The organism is Streptomyces canus, from assembly GCF_001514145.1.
Classification (GTDB): Bacteria; Actinomycetota; Actinomycetes; order Streptomycetales; family Streptomycetaceae; genus Streptomyces; species Streptomyces canus.
In genome coordinates this window covers 428,328-443,988 of record NZ_KQ948658.1, presented here as the reverse complement: position 1 = coordinate 443,988, position 15,661 = coordinate 428,328, and the positions used below count along the sequence as shown (strand labels likewise).

Annotated in this window: 11 protein-coding genes and 1 pseudogene; 4 read left to right on the top strand and 8 right to left on the bottom strand. The window is 72.0% G+C overall.

What is annotated here, in order from left to right:
* Positions 1–46 precede the first annotated feature (46 nt).
* Positions 47–1,249, bottom strand: coding sequence for an ROK family transcriptional regulator (locus AQJ46_RS11430; RefSeq protein WP_059205443.1), 1,203 nt, complete (start codon positions 1,247–1,249; stop codon positions 47–49).
* A gap of 119 nt (positions 1,250–1,368) precedes the next feature.
* On the opposite strand from AQJ46_RS11430, the gene AQJ46_RS11425 reads away from it, so the two are divergent.
* The 3 genes from AQJ46_RS11425 to AQJ46_RS11415 all read left to right on the top strand — a co-directional run bounded on the left by AQJ46_RS11425 (position 1,369) and on the right by AQJ46_RS11415 (position 6,658).
* The gene (locus AQJ46_RS11425; RefSeq protein ID WP_059205442.1) at positions 1,369–2,793 is read left to right on the top strand and encodes an MGH1-like glycoside hydrolase domain-containing protein; all 1,425 of its coding nucleotides are present in this window, start codon (positions 1,369–1,371) and stop codon (positions 2,791–2,793) included.
* Positions 2,790–4,730 (top strand): amylo-alpha-1,6-glucosidase, encoded by a 1,941-nt coding sequence (locus tag AQJ46_RS11420; protein WP_059205441.1) that lies wholly within the window; start codon positions 2,790–2,792, stop codon positions 4,728–4,730. Before AQJ46_RS11425 ends, AQJ46_RS11420 begins: the two co-directional genes overlap by 4 nt.
* A gap of 176 nt (positions 4,731–4,906) precedes the next feature.
* On the top strand, positions 4,907–6,658 hold the full coding sequence (locus tag AQJ46_RS11415) for an alkaline phosphatase family protein (RefSeq protein ID WP_208616913.1): 1,752 nt from the start codon (positions 4,907–4,909) through the stop codon (positions 6,656–6,658).
* Between the two features lie 517 nt (positions 6,659–7,175).
* On the opposite strand, the gene dusB is transcribed toward AQJ46_RS11415, so the two are convergent.
* On the bottom strand, positions 7,176–8,333 hold the full coding sequence (gene dusB, locus AQJ46_RS11410) for a tRNA dihydrouridine synthase DusB (RefSeq protein WP_059205440.1): 1,158 nt from the start codon (positions 8,331–8,333) through the stop codon (positions 7,176–7,178).
* A gap of 96 nt (positions 8,334–8,429) precedes the next feature.
* On the opposite strand from dusB, the gene AQJ46_RS11405 reads away from it, so the two are divergent.
* Positions 8,430–9,875 (top strand): MFS transporter, encoded by a 1,446-nt coding sequence (locus AQJ46_RS11405; protein ID WP_059205836.1) that lies wholly within the window; start codon positions 8,430–8,432, stop codon positions 9,873–9,875.
* 113 nt (positions 9,876–9,988) lie between these two features.
* On the opposite strand, the pseudogene AQJ46_RS11400 reads toward AQJ46_RS11405, so the two are convergent.
* From AQJ46_RS11400 to hemA, 6 genes and pseudogenes are all read right to left on the bottom strand, one after another.
* Positions 9,989–10,414 (bottom strand): annotated as a pseudogene (locus AQJ46_RS11400) (hypothetical protein); the annotation flags it as partial.
* 306 nt (positions 10,415–10,720) lie between these two features.
* On the bottom strand, positions 10,721–11,584 hold the full coding sequence (locus AQJ46_RS11395) for a LysR family transcriptional regulator (RefSeq protein ID WP_059205438.1): 864 nt from the start codon (positions 11,582–11,584) through the stop codon (positions 10,721–10,723).
* Positions 11,585–11,597: 13 nt separating this feature from the next.
* A complete protein-coding gene (locus AQJ46_RS11390; RefSeq protein ID WP_063803792.1) occupies positions 11,598–12,827 on the bottom strand; it encodes an MFS transporter in 1,230 nt (409 codons plus the stop codon).
* The gene (locus tag AQJ46_RS11385; protein ID WP_059205437.1) at positions 12,824–13,879 is read right to left on the bottom strand and encodes a Gfo/Idh/MocA family oxidoreductase; all 1,056 of its coding nucleotides are present in this window, start codon (positions 13,877–13,879) and stop codon (positions 12,824–12,826) included. The genes AQJ46_RS11390 and AQJ46_RS11385 overlap by 4 nt, the downstream gene beginning before the upstream one ends.
* A complete protein-coding gene (locus AQJ46_RS11380) occupies positions 13,876–14,385 on the bottom strand; it encodes a GNAT family N-acetyltransferase (protein WP_059205436.1) in 510 nt (169 codons plus the stop codon). The genes AQJ46_RS11385 and AQJ46_RS11380 overlap by 4 nt, the downstream gene beginning before the upstream one ends.
* Positions 14,382–15,608 (bottom strand): 5-aminolevulinate synthase, encoded by a 1,227-nt coding sequence (hemA, locus tag AQJ46_RS11375; protein WP_059205435.1) that lies wholly within the window; start codon positions 15,606–15,608, stop codon positions 14,382–14,384. The genes AQJ46_RS11380 and hemA overlap by 4 nt, the downstream gene beginning before the upstream one ends.
* Positions 15,609–15,661: the final 53 nt, after the last annotated feature.

The window sequence follows — 15,661 nt, the reverse complement described above, 5'->3', positions numbered from 1 at the left end:
CATGCGGACGCGCATCCGGACGCAAACGGGGCCGGAAACAGGGGCGTCATACGCCCATGGCCAGCAGCCTCTCCTCGATCCGCTCGGGCGCGTACAGATGCTCCACGACCAGCGCACCCACCCCGATCAGCCCGGCCCGCTCCCCCAGCCGCGAGGTCACGACCTCCAGCCGGGCGGTGGAGCGGGGCAGCGCCCGCTGGTACAGCAGCTCCCGGACGCCCGTGAGGAAGGGAGTACCGGCCAGATCTCCGGCGATCATCAGGACCCCGGGGTTCAGCAGCGTCACGACGGTCGCCAGCACGTCCCCGACCTGCCGGCCCGCATCGCGTGCGAGCGCCGCCGCCTCCGGATGCCCGGACGCGAGCAGGTCGCGCACATCCGAGCCCGAGGCCGCCGGCACCCCGGTCGCCGCCAGCCGCCGCGCCACGGCACCGCCGCTCGCGACGGCGGCGAGACAGCCGTAGGAACCGCAGCGGCACAGCGCCTCCGCGCCCGCCGGGACCCGGATATGACCGAGGTCGCCCGCGCCGCCGTCGATGCCCCGGTAGACCGAGCCGTCGACCACGACTCCGGCGCCGATGCCGGTCGAGACCTTGACCAGCACGAACGCCGAGCAGTCGGGGTAGGCCGTGCGCTGTTCGCCGTACGCCATGAGGTTGGCGTCGTTGTCGACGAGCACCGGGACCGGACCGGTCCCGGTGTGCTCGGTGAAGGCTCCGGCCAGGCGCCCTCGTATGTCGTAGCCGTCCCAGCCGGGCATGATCGGCGGCTGGACCACCCGGCCGCTCTCCAGGTCGACCGGGCCCGGCACGGCGAGCCCGATCCCGCAGACCTCCTCCGCGCGGTGCCCCGCCTTCTCCAGCAGCTCGGCGAACCAGCGGCCCAGCTCGCCGAGCACGGCGTCCGGGCCGTCCTCGATCGCCAGGGTGCCGCTGTGCTCGGCGAGGATCTCGCCGGTCAGGGACAGCACGCACGCACGCGCGTGCCGGGTCTCCAGGTCGGCGGCGAGGACGACGGCATGGGCGTCGTCGAACTCCAGGGTGATGGAGGGGCGGCCGCCCAGCGGGGAGTCGACGGGGCCCCCGGCGCCCTCGCGCAGCCAGCCCGCGCGGAAGAGCCGGTCGAGGCGCTGGCCGACGGTCGCCCGGGACAGTCCGGTGGCCTGCTGGAGCGCCCCGCGCGTGACGGCTCGCCCGCTGCGGACCAGTTCGAGCAGATCTCCGGCGCCGGTCTGCGTCCGTCCGGTCATGCGCACCCCCTTGTGTTTCTCAACTCTGCATTACATTCTGAGTTTTGCGTGTTAAATAGACGTAACCCTACGGTAGCCCTGACCGAACCGCTCGGTCACACGTCTTCGGGGAGCCCCGAGTGGATCGCACTGCCCAGCTCATCACCCCTTCCGCGGCGCGCTCGATCGCATACGATCCGCCGGGCTCGTCGCATTCCCTGCACGTCAGGGCGGCGAGGGTGCTGGAGGGCAACTGGACCGGCGTCTCCACGGTGCCCTCGCGCAGTCTGTACCCGCACCAGTGGTCCTGGGACTCCGCGTTCATCGCGATCGGCCTGCGCCACCTGTCCCCGCTGCGGGCCCAGACGGAGCTGGAGACGCTGCTGGCGGCCCAGTGGGGTGACGGGCGCGTCCCGCACATCGTCTTCAACCCCTCCGTACCGCTCGACGCGTACTTCCCGAGCCCCGACTTCTGGCGCTCCTCGACCGCGGGGCGCGCCGCGGGCGCCCCGCGCACCGTACAGACGTCCGGCATCGTGCAGCCACCGGTCCACGCCCTGGCGGTGTGGCTGGTCCACCGCGCCGACCCGGGTCTGTCCCGTGCGCGCGGCTTCCTCGCCCGGATGTACCCACGGCTGGCCGCCTGGCACCGTTACCTCCTGCACCGCCGCGACCTGGGCGGAGGCGGCCTCGCGTCCGTCGTGCACCCCTGGGAACAGGGTATGGACAACAGCCCCGCCTGGGACCTCCCGCTCTCCCGCGTCACCCCGGCCCCGGCCCGCTCCTTCCGTCGCGCCGACCTGGACCACGGAGCCGCCGAGGACCGGCCGACGGATCTGGACTACGGGCGGTACGTGCGGCTGGCGACGGACTACCGGGACGCCCGGTACGCCGACGGCGGCGGCCAGTTCGCCGTCGAGGACCCCGCCTTCAACGCCCTGCTCATCGCCTCCGAACACGCCCTCGCCCGGATCGCCGACGAACTGGGGGCGCCCGGCACGGCCCGCCACGCGCGCGCGGAGCGGCTGACGGCGGCGCTGGTGGACCGGCTGTGGGATCCGGCGAACGGGATGTTCCTCTGCCGGGACCTGCGAGGATCCGCCCAGGACCGGCGCGGCGCCCTGATCCCCGAGCGCGGAGTCTCCGGCCTGCTCCCCCTGCTGCTCCCCGGCCTCCCGCGGGACATCGTCACGGCGGTCGTACGAACCGCCTCCGGCCCCCACTTCGGCCTCGGCACCACCACCCGCCTCCTGCCCAGCTACGACCTCCTCGGCGAGGCCTTCGACCCGCACCGCTACTGGCGCGGCCCGGCCTGGTTCAACACCGCCTGGCTGCTGGAGCGCGGACTGCGCACCCACGGCGAGCACCGACGGGCCGACGCGGTGCGGGAGTCGGCCCTCGAACTCGCCGGGACCACCGACTTCGCGGAGTACGTCGACCCGTACACCGGAGAGGCCTGCGGGGCGACCGGCTTCAGCTGGACCGCCGCGCTCGCGCTCGACCTGCTGCACAGCGACACCACAGTCACGGCGGACATGGGACTCAAGGGAGGGAACCGGCGATGACGGACCGGCATCATCTGCTTGTGCACGGCGGGACGTTCGCTGCCGTGGGTGACGGCGGGGACATCAGCGGGGTCCGGGGCGGCGGCAGCTCCCCCGACGGGCTGTTCGTACGCGACGCCCGGCACCTGAGCCGCTGGCAGCTCACGGTCGACGGCGCGGTACCGGAGGCCCTGTCGCCGGTGGCCGACGGCGACACCGCGCGCTGTGTCCTCGTCCCGCGCGGCGGCCGCCAGGAGCCGCCCGCCTGCACACTCTTCCGCGAACAGGCAGTGGGGGAGGGCTCGTTCGTCGAATCCCTCCGGGTCACCAGCAACCGCCCGGTGCCGACGACGGTCCGCCTCGCGGTCACCGCCGACGCCGACTTCACCGACCAGTTCGAACTCCGCTCCGACTACCGCACCTACACGAAGACCGGCGCGACCCGCCGCCGCGAAATCCTCGACGACGGCGTGGAGTTCACCTACCAGCGCGCCGAATGGCGTTCCTGTACGACGGTGACGGCCGACCCCGCCCCGGACGGCGTCGAGGAGACGGGCACCGGAGCCAGGCGCCTGGTCTGGACGCTGGACCTGGAGCCGCACGGCACGGCCGAGCTGACGCTGCGGGTGATGGCCCGCCCGCACGGCGACAAGCGGGCCCGCCGGGTACCGAGCTCTCCGGCCGCACTGAACAACCAACTCATCGCGCTGGAAGGCGAGTTCGTGGAGGGCATCGCCTTCCCGACCGGCTGGCCTGAGCTCGCCGCCGCGTGCGCCCGCGGTCTCGCCGACCTCGCCTCGCTCCAGGTCCCGGCGACCGGTCCCGACGGCGAGGAACTGCGCGTCCCGGCCGCCGGAGCCCCCTGGTTCCTGACCCTGCTGGGCCGGGACGCCCTGCTCACCTCGCTCTTCGCCCTCCCCTACCGGCCCCAGCTGGCCGCCGCGACGCTCCCCGCGCTCGCCGCGACCCAGGCGACCGAGACAGGCGCGGCCTCCGTGGCCCAGCCCGGCAAGATCGTGCACGAGGTGCGGCACGGAGAACTGGCCCACTTCGGGCAGGTGCCGTACGGCCGCTACTACGGCTCGGTCGACGCCACCCCCCTGTTCCTCATCCTGCTCGGCGCCTACGTGGAACACACCGGTGACCTCCCGCTCGCCCGGCGTCTGGAGCCCCACGCCCGTGCGGCGATCGGCTGGATGCTCGACCACGGCGGACTCACCTCGCGCGGCTACCTCGTCTACCGCGCCGACCAGGGCGGCCTCGCCAACCAGAACTGGAAGGACTCCCCCGGCGCGATCTGCGGCGCCGACGGAGCACGGGCGAGCGGACCGGTGATGGCGGCGGGCGCCCAGGGCTACGCGTACGACGCGCTGCGCCGGACCGCGTGGGTCGCGCGCACGGTGTGGGAGGACGAGACCTACGCGGCGCTCCTCGAGCAGGCCGCGGCGGATCTGCGCGACCGCTTCCAGCGGGACTTCTGGATGCCGGACCGTGCCTTCCCCGCACTCGCCCTGGACGGCGAGGGCCGGCAGGTCGACGCGCTGGCCTCCGACGCCGGGCATCTGCTGTGGTCGGGGCTGCTCGACAAGGAGTACGGGGAGCTGGTGGGGCGGCGGTTGCTGGAGCCGGACTTCTTCTCCGGGTGGGGGGTGCGGACACTGGCGGCCGGACAGGCGGCCTATCACCCGCTCTCGTATCACCGGGGGTCGGTGTGGCCGCACGACAACGCGTTGATCACGCTGGGGCTGTCCCGGTACGGGCTGCATGACGAGGCACGCACGGTGGCGCACGGGCTGGTGGACGCGGCGACGGCCGCCGGGCACCGCTTGCCGGAAGTCCTCGCCGGGTACGGGCGGGAGACCCATGGAGAGCCGGTGCCGTATCCGCACGCGTGTGTGCGGGAGGCGCGGTCCGCCGCGGCGCCGCTCGCGCTGCTGACGGCGGTGGGGGGCGCGTAGTGCTCGGCGGGTGAGGCCGTGGGAAAAGCCCTCACCTGACCGTTGACCACGCGTTTGCCCGGTGTTTGCCCGCAGCGGTGAACTGCTGCCGGAAGCGGGACGTACGGGAATGTGGCGGATCCGAGACCCCATATCGGATCCGCCTCCTACCAGGACCCGTACGGAAGGACCCTCGGGTGTCCGAGACCCTTGCAGAGAGCACGTCACCCGAGGCCGAGGCGACGGGTACGGACAGCACGCCGGCCGAGAAGCCGTCCCTGCGCGCGCGTCTCGCCCGCCGGCGGGACGCTCACCCCACCGCCGTACGCAACACGCGGTGGACCCTCAACATCCTCGCCGCCCTGCTCGTCCTCGGCGCCCTGCTCATGCCGAACAAGGTCGCCTATCTGCACCCGCGGGCGTTCGTGCGGATTCCGGCGGAGGCGATCCTTGGGGCGGCCGTGGCGCTGGCGCTGCCGCGTCGGCCGCGGCTGGTGGTGGCCGTGGTGTCCGGGGTGGGGCTCGGAGTGATGACGATCCTGAACCTGCTCGACATGGGATTCAACGACTACCTCGGGCGGCCCTTCAATGCCGTCCTCGACTGGGAGTTGCTCGACGACGCGCAGTCGTATGTCGCGGACTCGATGGGCAAGGGAGTGGCGGTCGGTGCCGCGGTCGGCGCGGTGGTCCTGGTCCTTCTCGCGTTGGCCGTCATGTCGCTGGCGATGGTCCGGCTGAGCAATGTGCTGGTCCTGGACCGGCAGACCGCCACCCGGGGCACCCTCCTCGCGGCCACCGTCTGGGTCACCTGCTCCGCGCTCGGTCTGCAGATCTTCGGCACTCCGCTGGCCTCCGAGCACACCGCCGCGCTCGCCACCACCCAGGCCAAGCGGGTGCTGTACACCGTGCGGGACGAGGCGGAGTTCCAGAAGGTGGCCAAGGTCGACGCCTTCGGGAACACGCCCGGCTCCCAGCTGGTGCCCGACCTGCGCGGCAAGGACATGATCTTCACCTTCATCGAGAGCTACGGCCGCAGCGCCGTCGAGGACCCGGCCATCGCGCCCGGCGTGGACAAGACCCTCGACACCAGCACCGCGGCCCTCGCGAAGGCCGGCTTCCACGCGAAGAGCGGGTGGCTGACCTCGGCGACGTACGGCGGCAGCAGCTGGCTGGGCCACTCCACGACCCTCTCCGGCCTCTGGATCGACAACCAGCAGCGCTACCGGACGGTCATGGCCAGCGACCACCTCAGCCTCACCAAGGCCTTCAAGAAGACCGGCGCCTGGGACACGGTGGGGGTGATGCCGGGCATCCAGAAGGGCTGGCCCGAGCAGAAGTACTACGACCTCGACAAGGTCTACAACGCCTTCCAACTCGGCTACCACGGACCCAAGTTCAGCTGGTCGACGATGCCCGACCAGTACGCCCTGGAGGCCTACCAGCGCCAGGTCCACGGCAAGAAGCGCGACAAGCCGCTGATGTCCGAGATCATCCTGACCTCCAGCCACCAGCCCTGGGCGCCCATCCCGAAGATGGTCGACTGGGACGACCTGGGCGACGGCTCGATCTTCAAGGGCATCCAGAAGGCGGGCAACAAACCGTCCGACATCATCGCCGACTCCACCCGCTCCAAGCAGGAGTACGGCAAGTCCATCTCGTACTCGGTCACTTCACTGACCCAGTGGCTGGAGCGCTACGGCAGCGACGACACGGTCCTCGTCTTCCTCGGCGACCACCAGCCGATCGCCCGGGTCAGCGGGGAGAACGCCAGCCGTGACGTGCCGATCTCGATCGTCGCCAAGGATCCGAAGGTTCTCGACAAGATCGCGTCCTGGAACTGGACGGACGGCCTGAAGCCGGCACACAACGCCCCGGTCTGGAAGATGAGCTCCTTCCGAGACCGCTTCCTGACGGCGTACGGCTCGACGCCGCATCCGTCAAAGGGGTAACGCCGCGCTGGGCTTGGGCGGGCGCCTAGGGGGGTGCCGGGCGGGGTTGTCGGGCGGGTGCGGGTGAGTGGGGGCTGGTCGCGCAGTTCCCCGCGCCCCTGGGGAGTTGCAGCCACCGGCGCCACGACGGACCGATCCTCACCTCGCACGCCAGGACGGGCCCTTCGTCACCTCGCGCACCACGACGGACCGTTCGCCGCACGCCGCACCACGACGGGCCGTGGAGGGGGAGTCGCGCGCCACGATGGGCCGGTAGCCGCGTACGGCGCGAAGGGGACGGGGTGGGGGGTGTCCGCCCGCAGCGGCCGGCGTCCGTTACCGAGGACCGCCCAAGCAACAGCAACAGCAACCGCCGGACCGAGGACGGATACCCCCCCACCCCGGCCCCGACCCACGACACACCCGCACGCGCTACACCAGCCCCCACCGGAGCCGCAACGGGCCGCCGCAGGCATCCAGGGGCGCGGGGAACTGCGCACAACGCCCGCCCCCACCGAACCCGCACCCGCACGACCGGTCAACCCCCCGACGTGTCCAGCTCCGCGTCCTCCCCGACCCCCGCCCCACAGTCGTACGGGTCCTTCAGCCAGCCGTCCGGGAGGACCACCCGGTTGTTGCCGGACGTGCGGCCACGCGGACCGTCCGCGCCCGTCGGCCAGGGCTGGTCCAGGTCCAACTCGTCCAGGCCCGACCGGAGTTCCGCCAACGACGACGTGATCGCGAGCCGCTTGCGCATCTCACTGCCGACCGCGAAGCCCTTCAGGTACCAGGCCACGTGCTTACGGAAGTCGATGACACCGCGGGACTCGTCACCGATCCACTCGCCGAGGAGCGTGGCGTGGCGGACCATGACATCCGCCACCTCGCGCAACGAAGGCCGCGCGATGTCCTCCGTACGCCCTTCGAACGCCGCCACCAGGTCCGCAAACAGCCACGGCCGCCCCAGACACCCCCGCCCGACGACCACCCCGTCGCAGCCGGTGGACGCCACCATCCGCAACGCGTCCGACGCCGACCAGATGTCCCCGTTGCCGAGCACGGGAATCTCCGGCACGTGTTCCTTCAGGCGGGCGATCGCGTCCCAGTCCGCCGTGCCGCCGTAGTGCTGGGCGGCCGTACGGCCGTGCAGCGCGATGGAGGTGACCCCCTCCTCGACCGCGATCCGCCCGGCGTCCAGATACGTCATGTGGTCGTCGTCGATGCCCTTGCGCATCTTCATCGTGACCGGCAGATCCCCCGCCCCGCTCACGGCCTCGCGCAGGATCGCCCGGAGCAGAGGACGCTTGTACGGCAGCGCGGACCCGCCCCCCTTCCGCGTCACCTTCGGCACCGGGCACCCGAAGTTGAGGTCGATGTGGTCGGCGAGATCCTCCTCCGCGATCATGCGGACGGCCTTGCCGACGGTGGCGGGGTCGACGCCGTACAGCTGGATCGAACGAGGCGTCTCGCTCTCGTCGAAGTGGATCAGCTGCATGGTCTTCTCGTTGCGCTCGACGAGCGCCCGGGTCGTGATCATCTCGCTGACGAACAGCCCCTTGCCCCCGCTGAACTCCCTGCACAGGGTGCGGAAGGGCGCGTTGGTGATCCCGGCCATCGGAGCCAGGACGACAGGCGGCTGAACGGTGTGCGGACCGATCCGCAGGGGCGTGTTCTCGGTGAGCGCGGTCGTGGACATTCCCCCATTGTCACGCACGGCCCGGGGTGCCCCCGCATTGATCATGTACCAACCATTAGTTAGACGCACTATTGAAATCGGCGTACGATGGCGCGCATGCCCGAGCTCAGCCAACGCCGACGCATGCTGGTACTCGCGATCTGCTGTATGAGCCTGCTGATCGTGAGTCTCGACACCACCGCCCTCAACGTCGCCCTGCCCGCCATGCAGCGAGGCCTGGACGCGAGCACGGCGGGTCTCCAGTGGACGATCGACGCGTACACCCTCGTCCTCGCCTCGCTGCTGATGCTGGCCGGCTCCACGGGAGACCGGATCGGCCGCAAGCGTGTCTTCATGGCGGGCCTGATCGTGTTCACGATCGGCTCCGCGCTGTGTTCCGCCGCGCCCGACCTGGAGGCGCTGATCGCCTTCCGCATGGTGCAGGCGGTCGGCGGTTCGATGCTCAACCCGGTCGCGATGTCGATCATCACCAACACCTTCACGGACCCGCGCGAGCGCGCCCGGGCGATCGGGGTGTGGGGCGCGGTCGTCGGCATCTCCATGGCCGCGGGACCGCTGGTCGGCGGCGTGCTCGTGGACTCGGTCGGCTGGCGCTCGATCTTCTGGGTCAACCTGCCGGTCGGCCTCGCGGCCCTGCTGCTCACCCTGCGGTACGTCCCCGAGTCCCGGGCACCCAAGGCCCGCCGTCCCGACCCGGTCGGACAGGTCCTGGTGATCGCGCTGTTCGGCTCACTGACGTACGCGATCATCGAGGCGCCGGCCTCGGGGTTCTCCTCCGTCCTGCCCTTCGCCGTCGTGGCCGTCGTCGCCCTGGCCGGACTGCTCTGGTACGAGCCCCGGCGCGACGAGCCCCTCATCGACCTGCGGTTCTTCCGGTCCGCGCCGTTCAGCGGGGCCACGGTGATCGCGATCAGCGCGTTCGCGGGGCTTGGCGGGTTCCTGTTCCTGTCGACGCTGTATCTGCAGAACGTCCGCGGGCTGGACGCGCTGCACGCCGGCCTGTGGATGCTGCCGATGGCGGTGCCGATGTTCCTGTGCGCGCCCCTCGCCGGGCGGCTGGTGGGGAGCCGGGGGCCGCGGCTGCCGTTGGTGATCGCGGGGATCGCCATGACCGTGAGCGGGGTGCTCTTCGCGGCCTTCGACGCGGAGACGTCCGACGTCACGCTGTTCCTCGGGTACGTGTTGTTCGGGATCGGGTTCGGGTTCGTCAACGCGCCGATCACGAACACGGCGGTGTCGGGGATGCCGCGGGCCCAGGCCGGGGTCGCGGCCGCGGTCGCGTCCACGAGTCGGCAGCTCGGGCAGACGCTGGGTGTCGCGGTGATCGGGGCGGTGTTGGCCTCGGGGGTGGGTGCGTCTTCGTACGGGGAGAAGTTCGTGCCCGCTGCGGTGCCGGGGTGGTGGATTCTGGCCGGGTGCGGGGTCGCGGTGCTGGTGCTCGGGGCGGTGACCACTGGGCCGTGGGCCCGGCGTTCCGCTGAACGGACGGCTGAGCGGTTGGAGTCGGTTGAAGTTCGCGAGGCGGCGGGGGTCAGCGCGTAGTTCGGCGACCGCGGGTCGGTGGGGGCTGGTCGCGCCCACGCGGCGGTAGCCGCACATCGATACCGCCCCGGGCCCCTGGGTCAGTCACCCTCAGCGCAACCGATCTCGACGACGTCGGCGTCCTGGGGGCGGGCGATGGTGAGAACGCCACCGCCACCCTCGGCGTCGTCATCGCCATCGCCGTCGTCGTCGCGGAGTTGGTCGATGATGTCCCTCAACGGCCGCTCGGCGTCCACGACTTGGTCCGCGAGGCCGGTGAAGTCGGCCAGCGCGGGGTCGTCCACGACGACGACGCGGAGTCCAGCGCGCCGGGCCGCGTCCAGCACGGCCTCCGCCCAGGGGTCTGCGCCCGCGCCCGGGGTGCGCAGGGCGCTCGGGTGCAGGAGGACGGTGCCGACGGTCTCCAGTTGGCGCAGCCGGTCCGGGTCGCGCACCAGGACGCCGGAGCGGGACAGCGTTGCGCTCAGTACGGCGTGGAAGGCGGCGGGACCGTAACGCGCGGCCTTCGGGGAGCCCGCGAGGACCGCCTCCGCGGCCTCGGTCACGCAAGAAGCGCGACAAACAAGCACCGCGAGCCGTCGGCCGCGCGGGGACACCGCTCCGACCCGGTCCAGCGCTCCACCGGCCACCCGGCCCACCGTCCCGGCCCCGGGAACCTTCCCCAGCACCGACGCGGCCGCCCGCGGCGGCTGCGGAGGCCCCTGCGCCGTTGACGGTGATCCTGACTCTGCTACCTGCTGCGCGACTTCTGCTCGGCCATGACTCGCCTCGCCTGTGGGGGGTCTTCTCTTCCGACCGACCGGGTTCCCGCACTGCGGGCGATCATCCCCACCGGCGACAACCGGTCAGGCGCTCTGGAGCACCGGCCTCTCCGCGTCCCGCAACGCCTTGGAGAGGTTCTCCGCGTGCGGATGGGGGTTGGTGCGCGGATGGACGTAGTGCAGGACCGCGGGCGGGGCGCCGGTGAGGGGGAGGTACAGGACGTCGGGATCGGGATGCTGAGTGGCGACCGACTTCGGCAGGACGCCCACGCCCCGGCGGGCGGCGACGGCGTGCAGGTACTCGTCCAGGTTGGCGGCCTCGGCACCGATCTCGGGCCGGGCGTCGGCGGGCCAGTCGCCGGGCGCCAGGGTGCCGCTGACCGTGTTCAGGACGAGGCAGCGGCGGCCCAGGTCCCGCCAGCCGACCCGGGAACGCGTGGCGAGGGTCGAGCGGACCGACACCGCGGCGACCCGCTCCTCGCGGGCGATCTCCACGGTGTGGAGGCGGGGATCCTCGACCGGGCCCCACAGCAGCGCGGCGTCCACGGCCCCGGTATGGACGCCGGCCAGCCGCTCGTCCCGGCGTACCGGCTGGACCAGGACATGGTGCCGGCGTTCGACGAGGTCGATGGCGTCACGACCGCGGCGGCGGGGGAAGCCCCAGGTGTAGCCGAGGCTGAGGGGCTCCTCCTGCGGGACGGGACGCAGGGCCGCTTCGAGGCGGGGCAGCAGGACCTGGAGCTCGGCGCGGAGGCGTTCACCGTCCGGGGTCAGCCGGGGGTGGCGGGTGGTCCGGTCGAGCAGCCGGCAGCCGACGTGGTCCTCCAGCCTGCGGATGGTGCGGCTGAGCGTGGGCTGGGGGATGCCGAGCCGTTCCGCGGCCCGGGTGAAGTGCTGTTCCTCCGCCAAGGTGAGGAAACAGCGCAGCTGTTGCAGTCCTACGTCCATTGTCACGACGGTACTACTCACCCGCGGTGACCGATTCCGGCGTGCGCGCGTTCCGGCCGGCCTCCTCCTCCGCGTCGGCCGATCGGGGCATGCGGACCAGAACCAGGTGCAGCACCAGCCCGACGGCCACGAGCGCGCCCGTCCAGTACGGCAGGTCCGCGGGGGCCACTCCGGCGGCGAGGGTGACCCCGCCCAGGGCGGAGCCGAGCGCGCTGCCGAGGTAGACGGCCGAGCTGTTGAGGGAGACCGCGACGGGCGCCTGGTCAGGTCGGGCGGCGATGAGCTGGTGCTGCTGGGGCACCTGGAGCGCCCAGCCGGTCGCGCCCCACACCACCAGCGGCACGGCGAGCACCCAGGTGGCCCGGGCCGCGACGGGCAGCAGCAGGTGGGAGAGGCACAGCAGGAGCAGGACGACGGTGACGACGGCGTACGGCCGTCCCGTGCGGTCGACGATCCGGCCGATCAGCAGGCTTCCGGCCACACCGCCCAGGCCCCAGGCCCACATCGCGCCGAGCGTCCCGTCGATGCCGCCCGCGTCGGCGAGGAAGGGCGCGAGGTAGGTGTACAGGCCGAGGCTGGTGACACCGGCGATGAGGGACACCCCGGCGATCGCGGCCACGGGACGCCGGGCCAGGATGCGGGCCCGCTCGCGCAGGGGCGGCGGCGGGGCGGCCTCCAGGCGGGGCAGCGCGAGGACGATCCCGGCGATGGCGACGGCGCCGAGGCCGGTGATCAGCCACAGCGTGCCGCGCCAGCCGACGTGGTCGGCGAGCAGCACGCCGACCGGTACGCCGATGACCGTGCCGATGCTCATCCCGCCCATGACGAGGGCGAGGGCCCGGCCGCGCCGTTCCTCACCGGCGAGGGAGGCCGCGGTGGCGGCGGCCATGGGTGAGTAGACACCCGCGCCGACGCCCGCGAGGGCCCGGGCGACGAGCAGCACGGCCAGGCTGCCGGCGAGGGCGGTGAGCGCGTTGGCGGCGGTGAACAGCAGCAGGGCCGCGGTCAGGATGGTCTTGGCGGGCCGTCCGGCCAGCGCGGTGGCGAACACCGGTGCGGCGAGGGCGTAGCAGAGGGTGAAGAGGGTCACCATCTGGCCCGCCGCGGACTCGCTGGTGTGCAGGTCGGCGGCGACCTTGGGCAGCAGTCCGGCCATGACGTAGGCGTCGAGGCCGAGCGCGAAGGCTCCGAGGACGAGGATGTAGAGCCGGTTCATGGGGGTGGTGGGGGTGGATGTGGTCATCCGAGGCGCTCCCAGTCCACTTCGGTCACCGGAGTGCGGCCGTGTGGGAAGTAGCGGGCCGGTCCGGTGATGCGGGCGGCGGTTTCGATGTCGTTGAGCAGGCGCTGCGTCCCGACGGACTCGGCGAGCCCGGCGAACGGCACCCTTGGCGGTGTCCCGTCGGCGACATGGCGTACGACGTCCAGCGCGAGGCGGCGGAGTTTGACGACCGCGCGCTGTGCGTCGGGCACCTCGACGTCCCTGGTGTCGACCTCGCACAGGGTGTGTTCCTGGCCGTCCTCGCGCCGCCAGACGCGCAGGTGGTCTGCGTCCCAGACCGGGGTGTCGTAGACGCAACTGGCGTACACGAGCTGTCCGCGCCGGTCCCGGAAGGCGAGGTCGACGGTGCGCTGGCGGACGATGTTGGTGAAGCTGCTGTACACCGTCACCGGAGCCTCGCCGAGCGTGGCGGTCAGGGCGACGCTGTCGAGGACGTCGGGTCCGGAGACCGAGAAGTCGGAGGTGACGCCGAGGGCGTCGCGCACCCTCAGGGGCTCGTCGCCTCCTGTGACGTACCGGACCAGGTCGAGGCTGTGGATGACCTCGCTGGTGACGCCGACGGTCGGGCGGTGGTCGTTGATGCGGTCCTTGCCCCACGTCAAGTGGGCGCGGACGAGCCGTAGTTCGTGCTCGTGGACGTAGGTGCGCAGCGCTTCGGTGGCCTCCGAGTAGCGCTCGACCAGGTCCAGGGCGAACCCCCTGGCGCCGGTGAGGGCCTTGGCGACGGCGTCCAGGTCGTCGTGCGGGGAGGTGAGGGGCTTCTCCGCGAGGACGAAGCCGCGGTAACCGTGCAGCCGGGTGAGGATGTCCGCGTGGGCGGAGTCGGTGGCGGCCACCACCACCAGGTCGGGGACGTGTTCCGCGAGGGCTCCCTCCAGGGTCGGGAAGTACGGGATGTCCTCCCGGGTGCGGTGCCGTGCGTGATAGGCCAGTCCGAACGACTGGCCCAGGCTGCGGAAGGCGGTCAGGAAGCGGGAGCCGGCGTAGCCCATGCCGACGATGAGGATCTTCACGCGACGGCACTCCTCGGGGGCAGGGTGCGGAACAGCAACTCCTCGCCGCTGGGGGCGAACCCGAGCTTCTGGTAGAAGCCGGAGGCGTTCTCGGTGGTCTGCAGCAGCACCTCGTCGACGCCCTGTCCGGCGAGCCAGCCGTGCAGGTGTTCCAGCAGCCGGGCGCCGAGCCCCTGGCCTCGCGAGGCCGGGTCGACGACGACGGACTGGAGCCAGCCCGCGCGCCCCGAGGGGCAGGCCGGTGAGGGGGCGCGCCGGTCGACGATCGCGGTCGCGCAGGCGGCGAGACCGGTCCCGTCGGGGAGGGGTACGACGGCGACCCGGAGGTCGTCCGCATGGGTGAGCTGCTCGGCCAGCCAGGCGCGGTAGTCGCGCCGCCAGGACTCCCGGGCGGCCGGACTGCCCGCCTTGTAGGGCAGGTTGGTGTCGGGCGCGTCGAGCAGGTGGGCGCGCAGCCGGACGAGTTCCTCGATGTCCGCCGGGCCGGCGGGACGGACGACGGTCATGCCGCCACCGCCTCGGCGGGCCGCTCCGCGGCGGTGCCGAGGACCTCGGAGAGCGCCTCGACGAGGTGGGCGATGTCGGCGTCGGTGTGGTTCGGGGTGACGTTGACGCGGAATCGCTCCGTCCCGACGGGCACGGTCGGGGAGTTGATCGGCTGGAGGTAGACGTCGTACTCCTCCAGCAGTCGTACGGCGGCCCGCTTGCACGCGGTGGCGTCGCCGACCAGGACGGGCAGGACGTGGGTGGTGCTGCACGGCATCACGGTGATGCCGGCCGCGGCGAGCGCGTCGCGCAGCCGGCGGGTCTTGTCGTGCAGGGTCCGCCGTTCCGCCTCGGAGTTCTTGAGGTGTTCGACGCTCGCGTGGCAGGCGGCCACGACGGCGGGCGGCAGGGAGGTCGTGAAGATGAAGCCGGAGGCGAAGCTGCGCACCGCGTCCACGAGGGTCGCCGAGCCGGCTATGTAGCCGCCGATCACGCCGATCGCCTTGGCCATGGTGCCCTGCACGATGTCGACGAGGTGGTCGACACCGAGGTCGGCGGCGAGCCCGGAGCCGCGCGGACCGTACATGCCGATCGCGTGGACCTCGTCGAGGAACGTCAACGCGTTGTGCTCGCGGGCGAGTTCGGCGATCTCCTCGATCGGGGCGACATCGCCGTCCATGGAGTACACGGACTCGAACACCACGATCTTCGCCCGGTCGTGGGGCTGCGCGGTCAGCAACTCCCTGAGGTGGTCGACGTCGTTGTGACGGAACACCGCCCGTTCGGCCCGGGTGCTGCGGATGCCGTTGATCAGCGAGGCGTGGTTCAGCTCGTCGGAGAGGACGATCGGGTCGGGCAGCAGCCTGAGAAGGCACTGGAGGGTGGCGTCGTTGGAGCCGTAGCCGGTCGGGAAGACCAACGCGGCCTCCTTGCCGTGCCATTCGGCGAGCGAGGTCTCAAGTGCCCTGTAGTGGGCGTGGGTTCCGCCGATGTTGCGCGAACCCCCCGATCCGGCCCCGTACTCGTCGACCGCGCGGTGCATGGCCTCGAGAACCTTGGGGTGCTGGGACATGCCGAGGTAGTCGTTGCTGCACCAGACGGTCACTTCCCGCCGGGTGCCGTCGGCAAGGCGGCGCAGTGCCGTCGGATAGGCACCCGCCCGCCGGTCGATGTCCACGAACTCCCGGTACTGTCCGCCCGCTTGCAGGTCACGCAGTTTGGCCGACAGGAACTGCTCGTACACGCTGTTGCTCTCCCCTTTGACTGGGCCGCACTTGTGGTGCGGCCGCGATCAGC

Coding starts and splice junctions, on each gene's coding strand:
- AQJ46_RS11430 (WP_059205443.1), bottom strand. CDS start 1,249: ATGACCGGACGGACGCAGACCGGCGCCGGAGATCTGCTCGAACTGGTC.
- AQJ46_RS11420 (WP_059205441.1), top strand. CDS start 2,790: ATGACGGACCGGCATCATCTGCTTGTGCACGGCGGGACGTTCGCTGCC.
- dusB (WP_059205440.1), bottom strand. CDS start 8,333: ATGTCCACGACCGCGCTCACCGAGAACACGCCCCTGCGGATCGGTCCG.
- AQJ46_RS11405 (WP_059205836.1), top strand. CDS start 8,430: ATGCCCGAGCTCAGCCAACGCCGACGCATGCTGGTACTCGCGATCTGC.
- AQJ46_RS11395 (WP_059205438.1), bottom strand. CDS start 11,584: ATGGACGTAGGACTGCAACAGCTGCGCTGTTTCCTCACCTTGGCGGAG.
- AQJ46_RS11390 (WP_063803792.1), bottom strand. CDS start 12,827: ATGACCACATCCACCCCCACCACCCCCATGAACCGGCTCTACATCCTC.
- AQJ46_RS11380 (WP_059205436.1), bottom strand. CDS start 14,385: ATGACCGTCGTCCGTCCCGCCGGCCCGGCGGACATCGAGGAACTCGTC.